Origin of the sequence: Enterobacter sp. JH25, from assembly GCF_021725435.1 — a bacterium.
Taxonomy (GTDB): Bacteria; Pseudomonadota; Gammaproteobacteria; order Enterobacterales; family Enterobacteriaceae; genus Enterobacter; species Enterobacter intestinihominis.
Window position 1 is genome coordinate 3384596 of the sequence record NZ_CP091319.1, and the last position, 23177, is coordinate 3407772.

General features: G+C 54.5%; 25 protein-coding genes. 7 read left to right on the forward strand and 18 right to left on the reverse strand.

The annotated features are described in order from the left end of the window. The first annotated feature begins 166 nt into the window (after positions 1-166). Positions 167-1717, forward strand: coding sequence for a membrane-bound lytic murein transglycosylase MltF (gene mltF, locus L2Y28_RS16205; protein ID WP_022649031.1), 1551 nt, complete (start codon positions 167-169; stop codon positions 1715-1717). Here mltF and tadA read toward each other — a convergent pair. From tadA to murQ, 4 genes are read right to left on the reverse strand one after another with little or no spacing between them, the layout of a single operon-like run. Further along, positions 1605-2144 (reverse strand): tRNA adenosine(34) deaminase TadA, encoded by a 540-nt coding sequence (tadA, locus tag L2Y28_RS16210; protein ID WP_022649032.1) that lies wholly within the window; start codon positions 2142-2144, stop codon positions 1605-1607. The two genes, mltF and tadA, sit on opposite strands and share 113 nt — an antisense overlap. 24 nt (positions 2145-2168) lie before the next feature. Beyond that, a complete protein-coding gene (yfhb, locus tag L2Y28_RS16215; RefSeq protein ID WP_022649033.1) occupies positions 2169-2804 on the reverse strand; it encodes a phosphatidylglycerophosphatase C in 636 nt (211 codons plus the stop codon). Between the two features lie 3 nt (positions 2805-2807). Beyond that, on the reverse strand, positions 2808-4172 hold the full coding sequence (locus L2Y28_RS16220) for a PTS transporter subunit EIIC (RefSeq protein ID WP_022649034.1): 1365 nt from the start codon (positions 4170-4172) through the stop codon (positions 2808-2810). 9 nt (positions 4173-4181) lie between these two features. After that, positions 4182-5078, reverse strand: coding sequence for an N-acetylmuramic acid 6-phosphate etherase (gene murQ / locus L2Y28_RS16225; RefSeq protein WP_022649035.1), 897 nt, complete (start codon positions 5076-5078; stop codon positions 4182-4184). A gap of 118 nt (positions 5079-5196) precedes the next feature. Here murQ and L2Y28_RS16230 point away from each other — a divergent pair, with 118 nt between their 5' ends. Next, positions 5197-6045 carry a MurR/RpiR family transcriptional regulator gene (locus L2Y28_RS16230; RefSeq protein WP_022649036.1) on the forward strand — a complete coding sequence of 283 codons (849 nt, stop codon included), beginning with the start codon at positions 5197-5199 and terminating at the stop codon, positions 6043-6045. A 56-nt stretch (positions 6046-6101) separates the two neighbouring features. Next, positions 6102-6362 (forward strand): YfhL family 4Fe-4S dicluster ferredoxin, encoded by a 261-nt coding sequence (locus tag L2Y28_RS16235; protein ID WP_022649037.1) that lies wholly within the window; start codon positions 6102-6104, stop codon positions 6360-6362. Here L2Y28_RS16235 and acpS read toward each other — a convergent pair. The 11 genes from acpS to rpoE form a co-directional block, all read right to left on the reverse strand. Next, positions 6359-6739: a holo-ACP synthase gene (acpS, locus tag L2Y28_RS16240; protein ID WP_015572144.1), complete on the reverse strand. Its 381-nt coding sequence runs from the start codon at positions 6737-6739 to the stop codon at positions 6359-6361. The genes L2Y28_RS16235 and acpS overlap by 4 nt on opposite strands. Further along, positions 6739-7470: a pyridoxine 5'-phosphate synthase gene (gene pdxJ / locus L2Y28_RS16245; protein WP_015572143.1), complete on the reverse strand. Its 732-nt coding sequence runs from the start codon at positions 7468-7470 to the stop codon at positions 6739-6741. Before pdxJ ends, acpS begins: the two co-directional genes overlap by 1 nt. 75 nt (positions 7471-7545) lie before the next feature. Continuing rightward, positions 7546-8253, reverse strand: coding sequence for a DNA repair protein RecO (recO, locus tag L2Y28_RS16250; RefSeq protein ID WP_015572142.1), 708 nt, complete (start codon positions 8251-8253; stop codon positions 7546-7548). Positions 8254-8270: 17 nt separating this feature from the next. Further along, positions 8271-9176 (reverse strand): GTPase Era, encoded by a 906-nt coding sequence (era, locus tag L2Y28_RS16255; RefSeq protein ID WP_023330171.1) that lies wholly within the window; start codon positions 9174-9176, stop codon positions 8271-8273. After that, the gene (gene rnc / locus L2Y28_RS16260; protein ID WP_023300736.1) at positions 9173-9853 is read right to left on the reverse strand and encodes a ribonuclease III; all 681 of its coding nucleotides are present in this window, start codon (positions 9851-9853) and stop codon (positions 9173-9175) included. The genes era and rnc overlap by 4 nt, the downstream gene beginning before the upstream one ends. Before the next feature lie 223 nt (positions 9854-10076). After that, entirely contained in the window at positions 10077-11051 is a 975-nt protein-coding gene (lepB, locus tag L2Y28_RS16265; protein ID WP_022649040.1) for a signal peptidase I, read from the reverse strand. A 15-nt stretch (positions 11052-11066) separates the two neighbouring features. After that, positions 11067-12872 (reverse strand): translation elongation factor 4, encoded by a 1806-nt coding sequence (gene lepA / locus L2Y28_RS16270; RefSeq protein ID WP_236919560.1) that lies wholly within the window; start codon positions 12870-12872, stop codon positions 11067-11069. A gap of 185 nt (positions 12873-13057) precedes the next feature. Beyond that, positions 13058-13534: a SoxR-reducing system protein RseC gene (rseC, locus tag L2Y28_RS16275; RefSeq protein WP_022649042.1), complete on the reverse strand. Its 477-nt coding sequence runs from the start codon at positions 13532-13534 to the stop codon at positions 13058-13060. After that, on the reverse strand, positions 13531-14484 hold the full coding sequence (gene rseB, locus L2Y28_RS16280) for a sigma-E factor regulatory protein RseB (RefSeq protein ID WP_022649043.1): 954 nt from the start codon (positions 14482-14484) through the stop codon (positions 13531-13533). The genes rseC and rseB overlap by 4 nt, the downstream gene beginning before the upstream one ends. Further along, positions 14484-15134 (reverse strand): anti-sigma-E factor RseA, encoded by a 651-nt coding sequence (rseA, locus tag L2Y28_RS16285; protein ID WP_022649044.1) that lies wholly within the window; start codon positions 15132-15134, stop codon positions 14484-14486. Before rseA ends, rseB begins: the two co-directional genes overlap by 1 nt. A gap of 31 nt (positions 15135-15165) precedes the next feature. Further along, positions 15166-15741 carry an RNA polymerase sigma factor RpoE gene (gene rpoE, locus L2Y28_RS16290; protein WP_006176728.1) on the reverse strand — a complete coding sequence of 192 codons (576 nt, stop codon included), beginning with the start codon at positions 15739-15741 and terminating at the stop codon, positions 15166-15168. Positions 15742-16166: 425 nt separating this feature from the next. On the opposite strand from rpoE, the gene nadB reads away from it, so the two are divergent. Further along, positions 16167-17786, forward strand: a complete 1620-nt coding sequence (gene nadB / locus L2Y28_RS16295; protein ID WP_022649045.1) for an L-aspartate oxidase — start codon at positions 16167-16169, stop codon at positions 17784-17786. Here nadB and L2Y28_RS16300 read toward each other — a convergent pair. Then, a complete protein-coding gene (locus tag L2Y28_RS16300) occupies positions 17771-18508 on the reverse strand; it encodes a tRNA1(Val) (adenine(37)-N6)-methyltransferase (protein ID WP_022649046.1) in 738 nt (245 codons plus the stop codon). The two genes, nadB and L2Y28_RS16300, sit on opposite strands and share 16 nt — an antisense overlap. Positions 18509-18640: 132 nt before the next feature. Between L2Y28_RS16300 and srmB the strand changes: the two genes are divergently transcribed. Next, entirely contained in the window at positions 18641-19969 is a 1329-nt protein-coding gene (gene srmB / locus L2Y28_RS16305; RefSeq protein ID WP_022649047.1) for an ATP-dependent RNA helicase SrmB, read from the forward strand. 52 nt (positions 19970-20021) lie between these two features. On the opposite strand, the gene grcA is transcribed toward srmB, so the two are convergent. Then, positions 20022-20405, reverse strand: coding sequence for an autonomous glycyl radical cofactor GrcA (gene grcA / locus L2Y28_RS16310; protein WP_022649048.1), 384 nt, complete (start codon positions 20403-20405; stop codon positions 20022-20024). Between the two features lie 314 nt (positions 20406-20719). Here grcA and ung point away from each other — a divergent pair, with 314 nt between their 5' ends. Next, a complete protein-coding gene (ung, locus tag L2Y28_RS16315; RefSeq protein WP_003860729.1) occupies positions 20720-21409 on the forward strand; it encodes a uracil-DNA glycosylase in 690 nt (229 codons plus the stop codon). A gap of 39 nt (positions 21410-21448) precedes the next feature. Here the strand turns inward: ung and L2Y28_RS16320 are convergent, their stop codons facing one another. Then, positions 21449-22534: a tRNA/rRNA methyltransferase gene (locus L2Y28_RS16320; RefSeq protein ID WP_023330172.1), complete on the reverse strand. Its 1086-nt coding sequence runs from the start codon at positions 22532-22534 to the stop codon at positions 21449-21451. 204 nt (positions 22535-22738) lie between these two features. Between L2Y28_RS16320 and trxC the strand changes: the two genes are divergently transcribed. Further along, positions 22739-23158 carry a thioredoxin TrxC gene (trxC, locus tag L2Y28_RS16325; RefSeq protein ID WP_003860733.1) on the forward strand — a complete coding sequence of 140 codons (420 nt, stop codon included), beginning with the start codon at positions 22739-22741 and terminating at the stop codon, positions 23156-23158. Positions 23159-23177: the final 19 nt, after the last annotated feature.

A 23177-nucleotide genomic window follows, 5' to 3' on the forward strand; every position in this document is an offset into this window, starting at 1 on the left:
TCGAAATAAAATCATCCTTTTTGTTTAACAATAGATGTGACCTGTCTCTCTAATTGGTTGCCAACTGGCGCTACTTTGCGCAAAATGCCGCTCAATCAATGGCAAACTCTACTCTTAACATGACTACAGCACACTGAGGCAACCGGCGTCGCAGAGAATTAACTAATTGAAAAAATTAAAGATTAATTATCTGCTCATCGGCATTGTTACGTTGCTGCTGGCAGTGGCCCTCTGGCCGTCTATCCCCTGGTTCGGCAAAGCCGAAAACCGTATCGCCGCCATTCAGGAGCGGGGGGAGTTGCGCGTCAGTACCCTCTCCTCTCCGCTTATATACGACGATATCAACGGTAAAACCATTGGTCTTGATTACGAACTGGCACAGCTGTTTGCGGACTATCTGGGCGTGAAGCTTAAAGTCACCGTGCGGCAGAACATCAACCAGCTGTTTGATGATTTAGACCATGACCGTGCCGATATTCTCGCCGCAGGTCTGGTGTACAACAGCGAACGCAGCAAAAATTATCAGCCGGGCCCGACCTATTACTCCGTGTCGCAGCAGGTGGTTTATCGTGTGGGTAGCTTGCGCCCGCGCTCACTGGCCGACATTACCGACCAGCAATTGACCATTGCGCCAGGCCATGTGGTGATTGACGATCTGCGGGCGTTGAAAGAGAAAAAATACCCGAACCTCAGCTGGACGGTCGATCCTAAACTCGGCACTACCGAATTGCTGGAGCAGGTAAAAGATAAAAAGCTGGCCTATACCATTGCTGATTCGGTGGCGATCAGCCTTTTCCAGCGCGTTCATCCTGAAATCGCCGTGGCGCTGGATGTGACCGATGAACAGCCGGTAACCTGGTTTACCCAGTTAGACGACGATCAAACCGTCTCTGCGGCTATGCTCGATTTCTTTAATTCCATCAATGAAGACGGCACCCTGGCGCGTCTGGAAGAGAAATATCTCGGTCACGGTGACGATTTTGATTACGTTGACACCCGCTCCTTCCTGCGCGCGGTGGATAGCGTGCTGCCGGACCTGCAACCGCTGTTCGAGAAGTACGCTCAGGAGATTGACTGGAAGTTACTGGCGGCAATTTCCTATCAGGAATCGCACTGGGATGCTCAGGCCACCTCCCCCACGGGCGTGCGCGGGTTGATGATGCTGACCAAAAATACCGCGCAGAGCCTCGGCATTAGCGATCGAACCGATGCGGAACAGAGCATCAGCGGCGGCGCGCAATATTTACAGGATATGATGGCGAAAGTGCCGGAGACGGTCCCTGAAGGGGAGCGGATCTGGTTTGCGCTGGCCGCCTATAACATGGGTTATGCCCATATGCTCGACGCGCGGACGCTGACGGCAAAAACCAAAGGTAACCCGAACAGCTGGTCAGATGTAAAACAGCGCCTGCCGCTGCTTAGCCAGAAACAGTGGTACCAGAAGCTGACGTACGGCTATGCGCGCGGGCATGAAGCGTATGCCTACGTGGAAAATATTCGTAAGTATCAGATAAGCCTGGTGGGATATCTGCTGGAGAAAGAAAAAGAGGCGGCCGAGGCGCAACAGCTGGCTGAATGCTATCCGGTGGTCGCACCGGACGAGCTTAATCATCCTGCGGTTTCAATTCTGCCTTTTGTTGCTTTTTCTGCTGCCGACGCATTCGAAAAAAGTCACTTAACAGACCCGAACATTCTGGTGCAAGTACCCCGCCGATAGTTTTCACCTGGTGGTTCATCCCCGGATGCCCAAGCACGTCCATCAGTGAACCAGCAGCGCCCGTTTTTTCATCCCGCGCGCCAAACACCAGCGTACCGATTCGGCTGTGCACCATCGCCCCGGAGCACATCACGCACGGTTCAAGGGTGACGTACAGAGTGGTATCAAGCAGACGATAGTTTTGCAGCACCAGTCCGCCCTGACGCAGCGCCATAATTTCAGCATGCGCGGTAGGATCGTGACGGCCAATCGGACGGTTCCACCCTTCACCAATTACCTGATTGTTATGGACCAGCACCGCGCCCACGGGAACTTCGCCCTCTTCCCAGGCGCGCTGAGCCAGCGCCAGCGCGTGGCGCATCCAGTATTCATGATTGTGTTCAGGGTTGGACAAGGGCTGATACTCCAGTCGAAAAGCGGGCGGCATTATACACAGCCGGTACAGATAAGACTATTCGAGTTGCTGAAGTTCGCCCAGAGGCGTGACGCGCCAGCGGTGCTGGCAAAAATAGAGCAGCGGGTTGTCCTGCTTGCTGTCGCTGTAGCCGCTGTACAGACGCAGCGGCGTACCGATGCGTTTCTCCAGCTGCACCACTTTTTCATGTCCGAGGCAACGCAGGGTGAGCACCCAGCCGCCGTAGCCGCGCGCGATCTGCGTGGCGATAAGGTTTACGCGCGGCAGCCAGGGCGTATCATAATAGACCTGCTCCACCAGCGTCTGCGGGGAGCCGGTAATCAGCCAGATATCGGCATCGTTGGCGTCGAGATAGCTGGTCAGGCGCGCCTGGACCACGGGAAACGCGGCGACGTGCCCGCGAAACCAGTGGGCAAAATCCTGTTCAAGCTGCTTAAGACGCGCTTCGCTATGACCAAACGTGCATCCCCAGAGCAGCAGGCTCATCGGCCAGCGCGCTGAACGGCCTTTCACCAGTAGCGCGATGCCAATAACGGGTAACAGGGGCAATACCAGCAACGCGTTAAGGGGCTGGCGCCGCAGCAGATAGCGCATAAAGGTGCCGAACATATCCTGCTGATGCAGCGTTCCATCCAGATCAAAAAAGACAACGCGACGCTCGTGATTTGCCAAACCTTACTCCTCTGGGTCGTTGAATCCTAATAGCCAGGTAAACAGGAACCCGGCGATCACCGCTACCAGATAGCCTAACAGATAGAGCATCACTTTTCCGGTCACGATGGTTAATGCCAGCGGTAAACCGGAAATCCCGAAGGTGATAACGGTCGCCACTTTCCAGTAGCTAATCAACGCCCCGCCCACCGCGCCACCGAGACAGGCGGCCAGGAACGGCTTGCCCAGCGGCAGCGTAACGCCGAAAATCAGCGGCTCGCCGATACCGAGCAACCCGACCGGCAACGCCCCTTTAATGACCTTTTTCAGACGTGCGTTGCGGGTTTTCATCAGCACCGCGATGGCCGCGCCGACCTGCCCAACGCCCGCCATCGACAGGATCGGCAGCAGGGCGTTATAGCCGTGCGCCTGTACCAGTTCGACGTGGATCGGCACCAGCCCCTGATGCAGACCGGTCAGCACTAACGGCAGGAAGGTTCCGGACAGCACAGCCCCCACCAATAACCCACCGCGATCGATAGCCAGAGACGCGCCGTGGGCGATGGCTTCAGAGATGGCGCCGCCTAACGGTTGCAGCGCCACAATCGCCACGCTCCCGGTAATCAATGTGGTCAGCAGCGGGTTGAGGATCAGCTCAATCGAGCCTGGCAGCACCGCGCGCAGCTTTTTCTCGATCCAGCACATCAGAATGACCACCAGCAGCACGGCAATCACCCCGCCGCGGCCAGGCTGAAGCGCCTCGCCAAACAGCGTAATCTGCGCCAGCTGCGGGCTGGAGAGGATACCCGCCATAACGCCGCCCATCGCCAGCGAGCCGCCAAACACTTTGGCCGTGTTCACCCCCACCAGAATGTTCATGATGGCAAACACCGCGCTGCCGAAAATCGCCAGAATACCCAGCAGGTTCGGATACTGCGTGGCAAAATCCCCGACAATATCCGGACGCTTAAGAATATTGATAATCCCGGTGATCAGCCCCGACGCGATAAACGCCGGGATCATCGGAATAAAGACGTTAGCCAGTTGGCGCAGCGCATCGCTCATAGGGGCTTTGTATTTGGCTTTCGCCTGCGCTTTGGTGCGTTCCGCATCGTCAAAGGCGGGAGCCGTTTCACCGCCCGTCATCAGGGCGCGCATGGCATCTACCACCTGCGCCGCTTTGCCCGGACCGACAATCAACTGGTGCTGTTGCCCCTGCTTAACGTACCCGCTCACGCCGGGAAGCTGCTTAAGGCGCGTCAAATCAAGCTGTTCGTCGTTATGCACCTCGACGCGAACACGCGTCATACAGTTCTCAAGACGCTGAATATTTTTTTCCCCACCGATCCCGAGCAGGATGTCGTTGGCGAGCGCTGCTGTTTTGTCCATACACGCCTCTTATTGGTGTTCTAATGCCGCCCGTAAAAACCCGTGATGGGCTTCGAGTCTGGCTCTGGCCGCGGCTGCATCCAGCCCGGTTAATATCATCAGAATGGCGGGTTTTACATCGTGATCGGTCTGCTGAAGCACCTTTTCCGCCTCTTCACGACTGGCGCCTGTCGCTTCCATCACCATGCGACACGCTCTGTCCACCAGCTTGATGTTAGTGGCCTGCATATCCACCATCAGGTTTTGGTAGACCTTGCCAAATTTCACCATCCCGCCGGTGGAGATCATATTGAGCACCAGCTTCTGCGCGGTACCCGACTTCAGCCGTGTGGAGCCGGTGAGCGCTTCCGGCCCGACGACCGGAGAGATGGCAATGGCGGCCACCTGCGCAATCGGCGAGCCCGGGTTACAGGAGATGGCCACTGTGGTGCACCCGGTCTGTCTGGCATATTCCAGTCCACCAATGACGTACGGCGTACGACCAGAAGCCGCCAGCCCGACCACCAGATCCTGCGCGGTCAGGTTTAGCGCCCTGAGATCATCTTCCCCAAGCTGTTTATTGTCTTCTGCCCCTTCTACCGCTTTCAGCAGCGCGCCGGGGCCACCGGCAATCAGGCCAACGACCAGCCCGTGCGGAACGCCAAAAGTCGGCGGACATTCTGAGGCATCCAGCACCCCGAGGCGCCCGCTGGTTCCCGCTCCCATATAAATAATGCGTCCTCCTGCTTTGAGAGCGTCGGCAGCGGCGTCTACGGCTTTTGCTACCTCAGGCAATGTCTCTTTGACTGCCAGCGCGACGAGGGTATCCTGATGATTAAAGCGGTTTACCAGCTCCAGCGTGGACAGTGCATCAAGATCCATGGTTTGCGGGTTACGCGTTTCAGAAACAAGAGAGCCAAGATTCATGTTATTTACCTCTGGAATTTTTAATTCATAATAAACGCACTATAATGGAATATAAAATTCATTCAGGCGAGCAAAATTCGTATTTGCGCGGGTAATCACATTTTCGCCAGGAGACCGTATGAACTGTTTAATTCGTATTCGTCAGCGCTACGCAGGGTTTGCCCAGAGTGATAAAAAGCTGGCGGATTTTTTACTTACTCAGCCCGATCGCGCGCGACACCTCAGCTCCCAGCAGTTGGCAGGCGAAGCCGGGGTGAGCCAGTCGAGCGTGGTGAAATTCGCCCAGAAAATAGGCTACAAGGGCTTTCCGGCGCTAAAACTGGCGATCAGTGAAGCACTGGTGAGCAACCCGAATCCGCAGTCAATGCCGGTGCATAACCAGATCCGTGGCGACGATCCGATGCGTCTGGTGGGCGAAAAGCTGATCAAGGAGAACGTGGCGGCAATGCATGCCACGCTGGATGTGAACACAGAAGAGAAACTGCTGGAAAGCGTAGCCATGCTTCGCGACGCGCGGCGTATTGTGTTGACCGGGATCGGCGCCTCCGGACTGGTTGCGCGTAACTTTGGCTGGAAGCTGACAAAAATCGGCTATAACGCCATCGTTGAACAGGATATGCACGCGCTGCTGGCGACCGTGCAGGCCATGGATCCTGACGATTTACTGCTGGCCATCTCCTATTCCGGCGAGCGACGTGAAATTAATATGGCCACTGACGAAGCCCTGCGCGTAGGGGGAAAAATTCTGGCGATTACCGGATTTAGCCCGAATGCGCTCCAGCAACGGGCAACCCGCTGCCTGTATACCATTGCCGAGGAACAGGCCACTCGCAGCGCGGCGATTTCGTCGACGAGTGCGCAGATGATGCTGACGGACCTGCTGTTTATGGCGCTGGTTCAGCAGGATCTGGAGCGTGCGCCAGAACGTATTCGGCACAGCGAAGAGCTGGTAAAAAAACTGGTTTGAACAACGAATGAGCGTATAATGCCCGCCCTGTTTGTGATGTTTCTGAGAATTTCCTGATGGCGCTGTTAATCACCAAAAATTGCATCAACTGCGATATGTGCGAACCCGAATGCCCGAACCAGGCGATTTCGATGGGCGACAGCATTTATGAGATTAACAGCGACCGCTGCACCGAATGCATCGGCCACTATGAAACGCCGACCTGCCAGAAGGTGTGCCCAATTCCCAATACGATCTTAAAAGATCCGGCACACGTCGAGAACGAAGAACAGTTGTGGGATAAGTTTGTCCTGATGCACCATGCGGACAAAATTTAACTCTCAATAATCACCGTCGCACAGGCATAGTGGCGTTCATCTGCAAGCGTTACGTGCATGTGCGCCACGCCCAGCTTTTCCGCCAGCTTAAGCGCCTCGCCCCATAAACGCAGACGTGGCTTACCCAGCTCATCGTTAAACACTTCAAACTGGTTGAACGCCAGGCCGTTACGAATGCCCGTGCCGAACGCTTTCGCCGCCGCCTCTTTTACCGCGAAGCGCTTTGCCAGAAAGCGCACCGGCTGTTGATGCGCCTCCCAGATAGCCCATTCGTTATCGCTCAGCACGCGTCTTGCGAGGCGATCGCCGCTGCGGGCGATCACCGCTTCAATGCGGGCTATTTCGACGATGTCGGTGCCTAAGCCCAGAATAGCCATTACTGACGCGCTTCCAGCATCAGGCGCTTCATCTCGGACACCGCCTCTTTCAGGCCACTCATCACCGCACGACCAATAATGGCGTGGCCAATGTTCAGCTCATGCATTTCCGGCAGGGCAGCAATGGCTTTTACGTTGTGATAGGTCAGGCCGTGACCGGCGTTCACCTTCAGTCCCAGGCTCGCGGCGTAGGTAGCCGCTTTGGCGATTCGCTCCAGCTCTTTCGCCTGCGCTGCGTCGTTTTCGGCATCGGCATAGCAGCCGGTGTGAATTTCAATATACGGCGCACCCACGTCGGCAGCGGCTTTAATCTGGGTGAAATCGGCGTCGATAAATAAAGATACCAAGATACCGGCATCCGCCAGGCGTTTGCAGGCATCGCGCATTTTGTCGAGCTGCCCGGCCACATCGAGACCGCCTTCGGTGGTCACTTCCTGACGCTTTTCCGGCACCAGGCAGCAGAAATGCGGTTTAGTCTCGCAGGCAATCGCCAGCATCTCTTCTGTCACCGCCATCTCCAGGTTCATGCGGGTATCCAGCGTCTGACGCAGGATGCGCACGTCGCGGTCAGTGATGTGGCGACGATCTTCACGCAGGTGGACGGTAATGCCGTCGGCGCCAGCCTGCTCAGCGATAAATGCCGCCTGAACCGGATCGGGATACGCGGTACCGCGTGCATTACGTAACGTGGCGATGTGATCGATATTGACGCCTAACAGTAATTCAGCCATGACAATCCTCGGTATTTTTGGTCATTTACCTTCTCCCTCTCCCTCCGGGAGAGGGCTGGGGTGAGGGGTAAAACATTAGCGTTTCGGCATAAACTGCCTGAATAATTCGCGGCTCTTTAAAGGTTTGCCCCCAAGATACGGCTTGAGCGCGATTCGGGTAAAGCGTTTTGCCGCACGCAGGGTGTCGGCGTCCGGGAACTCGCGTTCATACAGTGCTCTGAGCTGGCGCCCGGTAAAAGTGCTGTTATCGACGACGACACTGGCAATAAAGCCCTTTTCCTCACGATAGCGATAGGTCATGGTGTCTTCTACCTCGTCTCCGCTTCCCGCACAGTGGAGAAAATCAACGCCGTAACCAAGGTGCCCGAGCAGCGCCAGTTCGAAACGACGCAGCACAGGCTCAGGGGTGCCGGTTGCGCCAGCAAGTGCCTGAATACAGTGCAGGTAATCAAAGAAAAGTTCAGAGAAGCGGGTCTCATGTTCAAGAACCCGTGAAATGAGTTCGTTGACATACAAACCGCTGTAGAGCGTGATACCAGAAAGAGGAAGCGCCAGGGAGACGGCTTCAGCACTGCGCAGGGTTTTGACTTCCCCTCGCCCGCCAAAGCGGACCAGCAGCGGGGTGAAAGGCTGCAAGGCACCTTTCAGATTAGAACGTCTGGAACGTGCGCCTTTGGCAACAAGGCGCACGCGACCGGACTCTTCCGTGAAGACGTCCAGCATCAGGCTGGTTTCGCTCCAGGGACGACTATGCAGGACAAAGGCGCGCTGCCATCCATCCATATGCTCGTCGTCTTAGGTTACTGATCTTCGCCGTAACCGAGGCTGCGCAGCGCACGCTCATCATCGGCCCAGCCAGATTTCACTTTCACCCACAGTTCCAGGTGAACCGGTGCTTCAAACATGTCCATCATGTCTTTACGGGCTTCGATTCCGATAGTTTTGATCTTGGCACCTTTATTGCCGATCACCATCTTCTTCTGCCCTTCTCGCTCAACGAGGATCAGACCGTTAATATCGTAGCCGCCACGCTCGTTGCTCTGGAAACGCTCGATCTCCACCGTCACAGAGTACGGCAGTTCAGCGCCCAGGAAACGCATCAGCTTCTCACGGATGATTTCAGACGCCATAAAACGCTGAGAGCGATCGGTGATGTAGTCTTCCGGGAAGTGATGAGTCGCTTCCGGCAGATGTTTACGCACGATGCCCGCGATGGTATCGACGTTCATACCCGTTTCCGCAGACAGCGGGACGATGTCCAGGAAGTTCATCTGGCTGCCCAGCCATTGCAGATGCGGCAGCAGATCGGCTTTTTCCTGCACGTTGTCCACTTTATTGACCGCGAGGATCACCGGCGTTTTGCCGTCACGCAGCTTGTTCAGGACCATTTCGTCGTCCGGCGTCCAGCGGGTGCCTTCCACAACGAAAATCACCAGCTCTACGTCGCCAATGGAGCTGCTCGCCGCCTTGTTCATCAGACGGTTGATGGCACGCTTCTCTTCCATGTGCAGGCCCGGGGTATCGACGTAGATCGCCTGATAAGCGCCTTCAGTATGGATACCGACGATGCGGTGACGCGTGGTCTGCGCCTTACGCGAGGTAATGGAAATCTTCTGTCCAAGCAGATTATTCAACAGGGTGGATTTACCAACGTTCGGACGTCCGACGATGGCAATAAATCCGCAATACGTTTTTTCTTCGCTCATTCCAGCTCCAGCATTTTTAACGCCTGTTCGGCGGCAGCCTGTTCAGCCTTACGACGGCTTGAACCCGTGCCGACCACCGGTTCACTCAGGCCACTGACCTGGCAATGGATGGTAAATTCCTGATCGTGCGCTTCGCCACGTACCTGCACCACCAGATAGGATGGCAGCGGGAGGTGACGACCCTGCAAATATTCTTGCAGACGCGTTTTCGGATCTTTTTGTTTATCGCCCGGGCTGATTTCGTCCAGACGGGTCTGATACCAGTTCAGGATCATCTTTTCTACGGTCTGGATATCGCTGTCCAGGAACACGCCACCGATTAAAGCCTCGACCGTATCGGCAAGAATGGATTCACGACGGAACCCACCACTTTTCAGCTCACCCGGCCCCAGACGCAGACACTCACCCAGCTCAAACTCGCGTGCGATTTCAGCGAGGGTGTTGCCACGCACCAGCGTGGCACGCATGCGGCTCATATCACCTTCGTCCACACGCGGAAAACGATGATAAAGCGCATTTGCAATCACGAAACTTAAAATAGAGTCGCCTAAAAACTCGAGACGCTCATTATGTTTGCTGCTGGCACTGCGATGGGTTAATGCCTGTTGCAACAACTCCTGATGATGAAAAGTGTAGCCCAGCTTCCGTTGAAGCCGATTAATTACGATGGGGTTCATGCGATACCAATAAATGAATGCGTCAAAAATGCAGCACACGAAACCGACCTGAGAAAACCAACGCGGTTTCGTGTGCCGTGGCACCCTTGCAGGGCCAACCTTAAACTTCGGGGGAATATTCTATACGCAACGACAGGGGATGTCGTTAGTTCAAAGAGATTTATCGCTGAAATAATTCACGTAGCGGCGAATAAAAGCCGCTACGTGTTATTTTTGACGAAAATTAATGAATTCCGCCAATACGATTCAGGCGAACGCCGGTCGGCCACTCGCCTTCCTGCTTCTCGAAACTCATCCAGATAGCGGTTGCTTTACCGACCAGATTCGCTTCCGGCACAAAGCCCCAGTAACGGCTGTCCGCGGAGTTATCGCGGTTATCACCCATCATGAAGTAGTGTCCCGGCGGCACAATCCAGGTCGCCAGCTGCTGGCCCGGCTGCTGGTAGTACATTGCTAGCTGGTCCTGTGCGATTGGCACGGTCAGAATGCGGTGAGTGACATCGCCCAGCGTCTCTTTGCGTTCAACCAGACGAATACCGTTCTCTTTGGTTTCACCTTTTGGCACCTGGAAGAATCCGCTGGTCGCTTCACCGCCATTACGGCGGGCGAAGGTCTGCACAAAATCACCTGGCTCAACGTTGGAGTAAGTGACTGGCAGCGCATTTTCACATGCAGTTCCAGAGCTACAGCCTGGCTGAATCCTCACTTCCTTCGCTATCGGATCGTAGGTTACTTTATCGCCCGGCAGACCTACCGCGCGTTTAATATAATCCAGCCGTGGATCTTCCGGATATTTAAACACCACGATGTCGCCACGTTTCGGATGACCCGTTTCGATCAGCGTTTTCTGGTAGATCGGATCTTTGATGCCATAGGCAAACTTCTCAACCAGAATGAAATCACCGATCAGCAGCGTTGGCATCATCGATCCTGACGGGATCTGGAACGGTTCATAGATAAATGAACGCACCACCAGCACAATCGCCAGCACCGGGAAGACCGATGCCCCTGTTTCCAGCCAGCCCGGTTTTGGGCCGACTTTTTTCAGGGTTTTCGCGTCCAGCGTATCGCCCGTGGCTGCCTGCGCGGCAGCCTGACGTTCACGGCGTTTTGGGGCGAAGATAAACTTATCCAGGCACCATAACAGACCTGTTACCAGGGTAGCGATGACCAGGATCAGGGCAAACATGTTCGCCATGCCAACTCCTTAAGGTTATTTACCGTTTCCGTCTTTACCAACATGAAGGATGGCAAGGAATGCTTCCTGCGGCAGCTCAACGTTACCGACCTGCTTCATACGCTTCTTACCTTCTTTCTGCTTCTGCAACAGCTTTTTCTTACGGCTGACGTCGCCGCCGTAGCACTTAGCCAGAACGTTTTTACGCAGCTGCTTCACGGTTGAACGGGCAATGATGTGGTTACCAATGGCCGCCTGAATCGCAATGTCAAACTGCTGACGCGGGATCAGCTCTTTCATCTTCTCAACCAGCTCACGACCACGGTACGGTGCGTTATCGTTGTGGGTGATCAGCGCCAGGGCATCAACTCGCTCGCCGTTGATCAGCACGTCCACGCGAACCATGTTGGAGGCCTGGAAGCGTTTGAAGTTGTAGTCCAGTGACGCATAGCCACGGGAGATAGACTTCAGACGGTCGAAGAAGTCGAGCACCACTTCCGCCATCGGAATTTCATAGGTCAGCGCCACCTGGTTACCGTGGTACACCATGTTGGTCTGCACGCCACGCTTCTCAATACACAGGGTGATCACGTTACCGAGGAACTCCTGCGGCAGCAGCATGTGACACTCTGCGATAGGCTCGCGCAGTTCCTGAATATTATTCAGCGGCGGGAGCTTGGAAGGGCTGTCGACGTAGATGACCTCTTTCGACGTGGTTTCTACTTCGTAGACAACCGTCGGGGCGGTGGTGATCAGATCCAGATCGTATTCACGCTCCAGACGTTCCTGAATGATCTCCATGTGCAGCAGACCGAGGAAGCCACAGCGGAAGCCGAAGCCCAGCGCCGTTGAGCTTTCTGGCTCATAGAACAGGGAAGCATCGTTGAGGCTCAGCTTTCCGAGCGCATCGCGGAAGTTTTCGTAATCGTCGGAGCTGACCGGGAACAGACCCGCATAAACCTGCGGTTTCACCTTTTTGAAGCCTGGCAGCGCTTTATCTGCCGGGTTACGTGCGCCGGTCAGGGTATCGCCCACTGGCGCGCCGAGGATGTCTTTAATTGCACAGACCAGCCAACCCACTTCGCCGCATTTCAGTTCGGTACGGTCAACCTGTTTTGGCGTGAAGATGCCGAGGCGGTCAGCGTTGTAGACCTGCCCGGTGCTCATGACCTTGATTTTGTCGCCTTTACGCATGGTGCCGTTTTTAATACGCACCAGCGAGACAACGCCCAGGTAGTTATCAAACCAGGAGTCGATGATCAGGGCCTGGAGCGGCGCATCCGGGTCACCTTCCGGCGGCGGAATGTCACGCACCAGACGTTCCAGTACATCCGGAACACCTACGCCGGTTTTTGCCGAGCAGCGCACTGCATCGGTCGCATCGATACCGACGATGTCTTCAATTTCTTCCGCTACGCGCTCAGGATCGGCGGCTGGCAGGTCGATTTTATTCAGAACCGGCACCACTTCGAGATCCATTTCCATGGCGGTATAGCAGTTTGCCAGCGTCTGGGCCTCTACGCCCTGCCCGGCATCCACCACCAGCAGCGCGCCTTCGCAGGCCGCCAGCGAGCGTGACACTTCATAAGAGAAGTCAACGTGCCCTGGGGTGTCGATAAAGTTCAGCTGGTAGGTTTCACCATCGGAAGCCTTATAGTCGAGCGTCACGCTCTGGGCTTTAATGGTAATACCGCGTTCGCGTTCCAGGTCCATGGAGTCCAGAACCTGGGCTGCCATTTCACGATCAGACAGGCCACCGCAAATCTGGATAATACGGTCAGACAGCGTCGACTTACCGTGGTCAATGTGAGCAATGATCGAAAAGTTACGTATGTTCTTCATATAGTTAAATAATTATGCCTTACGAATTCCTGGAGGCCGCTGTTCTTAGCCTGACGTTTTTCAGTGCGAAAACGCAGCATTCTACACTACAACCTCGTCTGCTGGAAATGCACTTAGAGTCAGGTATAGCGCGAAGAGACGGCGTTTACTTTATTGCGATGTAAATAATAATAAAGCCCGGCAGATCACCGGGCCTCAGAAGAGAGCGTCTCAACACGAAGTTGGTCGGGTGCCAGTGCAACGCTGAGAATGACGGGCTGCCAGGCTTCCCGGGCGGTAAGCCTTGGGGAAACGCCTTTAGCAAGCCAGAACCCGCCCACACCGCCCAAGGCGGCACCGCACATGGCGGCCAAATCTGTGCCGAACAGCATCTGGAAAACCCCGCCCATCACGAAAAGTCCGGCGAGCGGAGAAAGGTAAACCAGTATGGCGGAAGTGAGCAGGCTGCCTTCAGCGATGCCGAGCTCCACTTTTTGCCCTGCCACCAGCGGCTGATCGCTCGACACAGCAATAGTGTGCGACGTTTGCGGCCCCAGCTTATTCAATACGCGGCTGCCGCAACCGGCTCGCGAAGCGCAGCTGCTGCATGATGCTTTAACGTCACAGCTGACAAGCGCTACGCCATCCTGCCAGGATACGACCGTCGCCCACTCTTTAATCATTGCGCAGCCCTGAATTTAATGCTGTCTGAAATACGTTTTGCTGTTGGCGGCGGTAATTCACCAACAATGGTAATTTCCGCATTATCGCGTACCGTCGTGCTAACCGTCCGGCGACCGGTACGGAGCATCTGTTCGGAACTGTTCGCCGTAGCGCGATTGATATTCACCGAGAAGCTAAATAGCCCATCGGAATAGAGGCGCGATTCAACCGGTGTTTCGATAGTCGGCAGCTGGCGACGGCTGCTGGATACTTCGCTGAATCCTTGCGGGATCCAGGAAGGTACCCAGTTGAAATTGACAGAATCGCCGGCAGGTACGGAAAGCAAAGGCGGCAGGCTGGCTTTGGCCAGATTCTGCATACTGTTGCCAACCTGACCGTTCACGTCGAAGGAGATCACGCGGAACTGCTCCAGCGTTTCACCGTCGCGATCGAGCAGATCAACGCGCATCGGCAGCTTCGTCTCTGCGTCAATCCAGACGATATAGCTGTAACGTGTCCCATCCCGCGCGACTACGCGGATCACTTCGCACAACCTGTCGGCAATACGCGTTCGCCCCACTGAGATAAAATCATAGTAGGGGGCGAGACGTTTAAAATCGGTGTAAATGAGCGATGGCAGGGAATCAACGATGTAGTCACCATTGAGCGTAAACGGCTCAAGGCCTGGCTCGAAATAGCTGATTTCGTTCCCACGCTGGACCACTTCCCGACGCGGGCCATCCATCTGTAAAAGCTGGGCGAGCGGCTGATTATCAAGGCGGGCGTGGCGATAGCGTAACGATTCGACACCCTGCTTATTGATGCTAATAAATGCCAACTCGTAATTGAGTGACTGGCTGGCCAGATTCATTTGCTGCAACAACGCCCCGGATGAAACATCAGCCGAGGCGTTAGCAGAGAAGAACAGGCTACCCGCCATCAAAGACATGGCGAACCAAAGTTGCTTCATTACTGCGATTGCGTTCCTAAAGTTTGGTTTCCTGGCACCTGCACAGCAGCCTGCTGGGTTTGGGCCTGCTCAAACTGAAGCTGCTCGGAGTGCAGACGACGCTGCAACTCGTAATCCTGCAACATCGCATTAATGCGACGACGCTGCTCCTGTACCTGCTGTTGCTGTCCGCCGCTTGCGGAGGCATCTGCCGGTACGCCCAGGCTAACCGGACTGGCTTTACCCATCATCGGCAGCGTATTGAACACTGGCGCTTCAGGCTGCTGACTGGCTTCAGACTGGGTATTATAGTGCTGGACCCCAACGATAACTGCAAGCGATACACACGCAGCGACTCCCATCTGGGTGAGCTGGCTGGCCCATGGACGCACCTTGTGCCAGAACGGCATTTTCTGCCATTGGTGAGGTGCAGGCTGCGCTTCAGGAATAAGCGGCGTGGTCTGATGAACAGGTTCGTTCTCAATGGCCGCCATAACGCGTGCTGAGATATCGAAATGGAGAACATCGCTGGTATCACCCCGCAGAGTGTCGCGGATAAGATGATAGTTCTCCCAGGTCTGTTGCATTTCGGGAGAATGAGACAACTCATCGAGCAGCTCACTATCCAGCATTTCACCATCCATTAAAGCGGAAAGTTTTTCTTTCTGCATGCCTAATACCTTTTCCAGTATCCCGCTATCGTCAACGCCTGATAAGCGGTTGAACTTTATTATCAATGGCTTCTCGCGCACGGAAAATTCGTGAACGAACCGTGCCGACCGGACAATCCATGATGGCGGCTATCTCTTCATAGCTTAGGCCATCCAGCTCCCGTAACGTAATTGCCATGCGTAAATCTTCCGGGAGCGACTCGATCGTGCGAAAAACGATTTGTCTCAGTTCTTCTGACAACATTAAGTTCTCAGGGTTCGAAATTTCTTTCAGCGCGCCGCCACTTTCGAAGTTTTCTGCATCGATAGCGTCAACATCACTTGAAGGCGGACGACGCCCCTGAGCAACCAAATAATTCTTAGCCGTATTGACTGCAATACGATACAGCCAGGTATAAAAAGCACTATCCCCCCGGAATGAATCCAGCGCGCGATAGGCCTTAATAAAAGACTCTTGTACCACATCAGGAACATCGCCTGACGGTACATAGCGGGAAACCAGACTCGCTACCTTATGCTGGTAGCGCACCACCAGTAGGTTAAAAGCTTTCTGATCTCCCTTCTGGACCCGTTCAACCAGGACCTGGTCCGTTAACTGCTCGCTCATCCGAGGTAATGTCTCCCCAAACCAAATTCCACGCGTTATCGAAACGCCACTCTAACAACATTGCACTTTGAGCAAGCACCGAATTAGAGCGTCTGTTCTTCAATAAGTTCCGTAACGCCTTTGTTTTTGTTCATCGCGCCGCAGACCGTTCATTTTCTCTCATTATAAGTCTGTTCACGATACGCACCCGCTTTCTGACAAGAATCATTAACTTTATTGTCAGAAGAGTAACGCAACACAGGCTTTATTTCACCACAAAATCTGAAGCTAACGATCTGCTTCGCAAAATAATTCCAGTCATTTAGCGATGATTTAACTTCCGGCCATCCGTTTAGTCATTGCAACACGCTTCAAAAAAAACGTGCGATAACTCGCATCACAATGCTATTCTGCCCAGACCATGTTTAGTAAATTAAACAAACATCATGAATACAACGCCTGAACTCCATTGTGATGTACTGATTATCGGCAGCGGTGCTGCTGGCCTCTCCCTCGCGCTGCGCCTGGCGGAACATCAGAACGTAATCGTGCTGAGTAAAGGGCCGATGAGCGAAGGTTCCACCTTCTATGCACAAGGCGGTATTGCCGCCGTGTTTGATGAAACGGACAGCATTGCCTCACACGTAGAAGACACTCTGATTGCCGGTGCCGGGATCGTGGATGAGCATGCCGCAGAGTTTGTCGCCAGCAATGCCCGCCACTGCGTGCAATGGCTTATCGACCAGGGCGTGCTGTTTGATACGCAGGTTCAGCCTAATGGTGAAGAGAGCTATCATCTGACCCGTGAAGGCGGGCACAGCCATCGCCGTATTCTGCACGCTGCTGATGCAACAGGAAAAGCGGTTGAAACCACGCTGGTCAGCAAAGCCCTCAGCCATCCTAATATTCGGGTGCTGGAGCGCAGTAACGCCGTCGACCTGATTATTTCCGATAAAATTGGCCTGCCCGGCACGCGCCGTGTTGTCGGCGCATGGGTGTGGAATCGGAATAAAGAGAAGGTGGAAACCTGCCAGGCTAAAGCCGTTGTGCTGGCGACCGGCGGCGCCTCCAAGGTTTACCAGTACACGACTAACCCGGATATCGCCTCCGGAGACGGTATCGCCATGGCCTGGCGCGCAGGCTGCCGCGTAGCGAATATGGAGTTTAATCAGTTCCATCCTACCGCCCTGTTCCACCCGCAGGCACGTAACTTCCTGTTAACTGAAGCGTTGCGCGGCGAAGGCGCGTATCTGAAGCGACCGGACGGTTCCAGGTTTATGCCGGACTTCGACCCCCGAGGTGAACTTGCTCCGCGGGATATCGTGGCCCGCGCCATTGACCACGAGATGAAGCGGCTTGGCGTGGACTGTATGTATCTGGACATTAGCCATAAACCGGCAGACTTTATTCGCCAGCACTTCCCGATGATTTATGAAAAGCTGCTGAGTCTGGGTATCGATTTAACCCGCGATCCGGTGCCGATTGTGCCTGCCGCCCACTATACCTGTGGCGGGGTGATGGTTGACGATCATGGTCGTACCGACGTGGATGGTTTGTATGCGATCGGCGAGGTCAGCTACACCGGCCTGCATGGTGCGAATCGCATGGCATCAAACTCATTGCTGGAGTGTCTGGTGTATGGATGGTCGGCTGCGGAAGATATAACCAAACGCATGCCCTATGCACGTCCAACAACGCACCTGCCAGCATGGGATGAAAGTCGAGTAGAGAACCCGGACGAACTGGTGGTTATCCAGCATAACTGGCACGAGCTGCGGCTTCTCATGTGGGATTATGTCGGGATTGTACGCACAACGAAGCGTCTGGAACGCGCGTTACGCCGCATCATGATGTTACAGCAGGAAATTGATGAATATTACGCCAACTTCCGCGTTTCCAATAATCTGCTGGAGCTGCGCAACCTTGTGCAGGTTGCCGAGCTGATTGTACGCTGTGCGATGATGCGCAAAGAGAGTCGTGGCCTGCATTATACGCTGGACTATCCCGACCCGCTGGAAACGTCCGGCCCGTCGGTGTTGACGCCGCAGGTTCACATAAACAGATAAAAGGCCTGGGTCAGGGCAGTGTAATCTTCGGAATAACGCTGGTCTGGCCCGCGAATAACCATCCTGTCGGTAAAGCACTCCCCCTCTTTCGGCGAGAGCGCCAGCAACACACGGTGCGGTAAGCGACCTTCCGTATCCGAAATATCGGTACGAAGACGCAAACTCCAGCCGATATCCCGAGCGATCTCAATGAAGGTGTTACCCGTGCTTTCGGGCAAGACCACGCAGAAAAATCCCTCTTCCGAGATGAGTTCCGCCGCGCTGGTCAGTAGCGCCTTGTGATCGAGCGAGCCGGTGTAACGTGCCTGCTCGCGTTCCGGCGTTCCACACTCCACACCTGGCGTGAAATACGGCGGATTGCTGACGATCAAATCGTAACGCGCAGTCTGCTCCGGTGCCCAGGTCAGGACATCGGCACAATCCACCCTGATCCGTTCTGCCCACGGAGAATCGGCAGCGTTTTCGCTTGCCTGCTGGGCCGCCTGAGGATCAAGCTCAACGGCGTCGATAGTGACGTGTTCTTCGGTACGCTGCGCCAGCATCAGCGCCTGAAGTCCGCTGCCCGTACCAATATCCAGAATGCGTTTTACACCTGCGACAGGGGCCCATGCACCCAGTAAAATACCGTCTGTACCGACTTTCATTGCACAACGATCGTGCGCCACAAAAAATTGTTTAAACGTAAAACCATCGCGGCGCAACTGCGCTTTGAGTTGAGACATGTCAGGGCAACCTTCTGTGTGAAACTGGAGTAGCATAGGGGAAAGCGAAGTGGTCGAAAAGCGATATCCATACAAACAGATGAAGATTACAGCCGTAACGTCTATAATCAGCGCCCCACACAGAGGTAGAACATGACTGTAACGACTTTTTCCGAACTTGAACTCGATGAAAGCCTGCTCAATGCTCTTGAGAGTAAAGGCTTTACACGCCCGACCGCCATTCAGGCCGCGGCCATTCCGCCTGCGCTTGAGGGCCGCGATGTGCTCGGTTCTGCGCCAACCGGCACGGGGAAGACAGCAGCCTACTTGCTGCCTGTGTTGCAGCATTTGCTCGATTTTCCGCGTAAAAAATCAGGGCCGCCGCGCATTTTGATCCTGACCCCGACCCGTGAACTGGCGATGCAGGTTGCCGAACACGCGCGTGAGCTGGCGGCGAACACCCATCTGGATATCGCGACCATCACCGGCGGCGTAGCGTATATGAACCACGCCGAAGTGTTCAGCGAAAACCAGGATATCGTTGTCGCGACGACAGGCCGTCTGCTGCAATACATAAAAGAAGAGAACTTCGACTGCCGGGCGGTGGAAACGCTGATTCTCGATGAAGCTGACCGCATGCTGGACATGGGCTTTGCCCAGGATATCGAACACATCGCGGGTGAAACGCGCTGGCGTAACCAGACAATGCTGTTCTCGGCAACCCTTGAAGGGGATGCCATTAAAGATTTCGCCGAACGTCTGCTGGAAGATCCGGTGGAAGTGTCCGCTACGCCATCGACGCGTGAGCGTAAGAAGATCCACCAGTGGTACTACCGCGCAGATAACCTTGAGCATAAGGTTGAGTTGCTGAAACATCTGCTGAAGCAGGAAGAAGCAACCCGTACCATCGTCTTCGTACGTAAACGCGAGCGCGTGCATGAGCTGGCAGAAATGCTGCGCAACGCTGGCATCAACAACTGCTATCTCGAAGGTGAAATGGCACAAGTTAAGCGTACCGAAGGGATTAAGCGCCTGACCGATGGTCGCGTGAATGTGCTGGTTGCAACCGACGTTGCCGCGCGCGGGATCGACATCCCGGACGTGAGCCATGTGATCAACTTTGATATGCCTCGCAGCGGTGATACTTACCTGCACCGTATTGGTCGTACCGGCCGTGCGGGCCGCAAAGGGATTGCTATTTCTCTGGTAGAAGCGCACGACCATCTGCTGCTCCAAAAAATTGGCCGCTACGTTGATGAGCCGCTAAAAGCTCGTGTGATTGACGAACTTCGTCCGACGACACGCGCACCGAGTGAAAAAATGACGGGTAAACCGTCCAAGAAAGCGCTCGCGAAACGTGCTGAGAGAAAAGAGAAAGAAAAAGAGAAGCCGCGCGTGAAGCAGCGCCACCGCGATACCAAAAATATTGGTAAGCGCCGTAAGCCAAGTTCTGCTGCGCCAGAGACAAAAACTGAAGAGTAAAAAAAAGCCGGGACATTCCCGGCTTTTTTATTCCACCCCCGAAGCTGAAACCTTACAGGCTTTCAGTAAAGGTACGGGCGATAACGTCGCGCTGCTGTTCCGGAGTCAGAGAGTTGAAACGCACCGCATAGCCAGACACACGGATGGTCAGCTGCGGGTATTTTTCTGGGTTCTCAACAGCATCCATCAGCGTTTCACGACGCAGGACGTTAACGTTCAGGTGCTGACCACCTTCCACGCGCACTTCTGGTTGCACTTGCATTGGAATTTCACGGTATTCAATTTCGCCCAGTTTGCTCACCGGAACGATTTCGTCTTCCGCAAAACCTGCTTTCGCTACTACACAGCGCGCTTCGTTTTTTTCGCTGTCCAGCAGCCAGAAAGAGTTCAGCAGATCGTCATTTGCAGCTTTAGTAATCTGGATACCTGTAATCATGTGTTGCCTCCCTTAGGCTACATTAACTGATGCTGGCCTTTTGCGGCCAATTGGTAAAACCATTGTTTGTTGTGTGTATATATAACATTCAGACCCGGGTGATTTATTGATTTAAATCAACAAAATCACTAACCACATAAAGAGTGTGGTCTGAATTTTTTGTTTTAGATCAATTTTAATGATTTACCAATTCAACTTACCCTGCCTGGTTTTCAACATAAATTGAGACACTTAGCCGCTTTTCCGCGGGTAATTTTGCTCACCAGGCATTAGCAGGTAAGCTAGGCAGAGAATGAAATTCGCAGGAGAGCGAGATGACAACACCTTTAACCTGGCATGACGTGCTGGCAGAAGAGAAGCAGCAGCCCTATTTTATTAATACCCTCAGTACCGTTGCGGCTGAACGGCAGGCCGGCCAGACAATTTATCCACCGCAGAAAGATGTATTTAACGCCTTTCGCTACACCGAACTGAGCGACGTGAAGGTGGTTATACTGGGGCAGGATCCGTACCATGGTCCCGGGCAGGCTCACGGACTGGCATTTTCCGTGCGTCCGGGCGTGGCCATTCCCCCTTCTCTGCTGAATATGTATAAAGAGCTGGAAGGAACGATTCCGGGTTTCACCCGCCCTAATCACGGTTATCTGGAAAGCTGGGCGCGCCAGGGCGTGCTGTTGCTGAATACCGTATTAACCGTCCGGGCGGGTCAGGCACACTCCCACGCCAGTCTGGGATGGGAAACCTTTACCGATAAGGTTATCAGCCTGATCAATGAGCATCGTGAAGGCGTCGTGTTTTTACTCTGGGGTTCACATGCCCAAAAGAAAGGGGCGATTATCGATCGTCAGCGCCATCACGTACTGAAAGCACCGCACCCGTCGCCGCTGTCTGCGCATCGCGGTTTCTTTGGCAGTAACCATTTTGTTCTGACGAATGAGTGGCTGGAAAAGCGTGGCGAAAAGCCGATTGACTGGATGCCTGTGTTACCGGCAGAGAGTGAGTAGGGTTTGAATGTGCCGGGTCAGGCCCGGCACATATAAGGCTTATGCCTTGTTCTGACGCCACCATTCGGCCAGCAGCACGCCGGTCGCAACGGATACGTTCAGGCTTTCAACGTTGCCAGTGCCGTCGATAGAAACGCTCATGTCAGCGCTGGAGAGTGCCGCATCAGACAGACCATCGCGCTCCTGACCTAACACCAGCACCATTTTGCGCGGCAACGTCGCTTTAAACAGCGGCGTAGCGGCGCGGCTTGAGGTGGTGACAATGGTGTAGCCCGCTTTACGGAATTGCTCAAGGGCCTCCAGCACGCTGTCGCCGGTGATCGGCTGAACATGCTCAGCACCGCCTTCCGCGGTACGGATTGCCGCACCGGATTCCAGCAGCGCGGCATCCTGCAACAGAACGCCTTTCACGCCAAAGTGCGCGCAGCTACGCATCATAGCGCCCAGGTTATGCGGGTTACCCACATCTTCCAGCGCCAGCACACAGTCATCGGCATCCGCCTGGCTGACCCACTGCTGCACGGTGGTGCCGTTACGTTTTTTGATCAGGAAGCAGACGCCGCCGTGGTGTTCAGTCCCGGACGCTTTTGTCAGCTCGGCATCGTCAACCACGTGGTAGGCTTTACGGTTCGCCGCCATCCAGCGCAGCGCTTCTTTAAAGCGCGGGGTCACGCTCTGGATAAACCATGCGCGAACGATACACTCCGGGCGGCTCTGGAACAGGGCCTGACAGGCGTTCTCGCCATATACACGGGTTTCTTCCGCACGCTGACGACGCAGCACTTCCGGATCGATAAAGCTTTTTCCGCTGATACCGCCGTGATCGGCTTTTTCGGTCGCCTCTTCACTGGGCGCGCGCGAAACGGTACGCCATGGCGATCCACCGTCGCGGACAAAATCATCGCGTTTGCGATCGTCACGCTTACGGTCATCACGTTTGCGGTCATCGCCGCGGTTATTTCTGTCATCGCGGGCGGGGCGACGGCCACCGTCTGCACGAGAAGACGCCGGACGCCCGCCACCTTTTCCGGTACGCGGATTTTGGGTGCGTTTATCAGAGTCATCATCACTGCGGACATACATCACTTTGACCTTGCCGCTTTTGTTTTTCATTTCGTCGTTCATGCTTTTCTCCACCAGCGCTGCGCGAAGCGCGCAGATTACCCGATGTGCAAGCTCATAGCCATAATTTCGTACAAAAGCCTGTGACTATTGTTCCCATTGAATAAAACGCGTTGTCGATTTATACAGGCTCACTGATAATATGTAACATATCAGAAACATTATCGGCGTTCTGCCGTTGTTCCACGGCTCTATCAGAGGTTAGTTATGAATACCGTATGTGCCAACTGTCAGGCTTTAAACCGCATTCCGGACGATCGGATGGATGACGGTGCGAAATGCGGGCGTTGTGGCCACGAATTATTTGATGGCGATGTCATTAACGCGACGGGTGCTACGCTGGACAAACTCCTCAAGGACGATCTGCCGGTTGTGGTCGATTTCTGGGCACCGTGGTGCGGCCCCTGCCGTAACTTTGCGCCCATCTTCGAAGACGTGGCTGAAGAGCGCAGCGGGAAAATGCGTTTTGTTAAAGTGAATACCGAAGCGGAACGTGAACTCAGCGCCCGTTTTCGCATTCGCAGCATTCCAACCATTATGATTTTCAAAAATGGGGAAGTGATCGACATGCTCAATGGTGCAGTACCGAAGGCGCCTTTCGACAGCTGGTTAAACGAATCCCTGTAACATTCACGGGGCACATCTT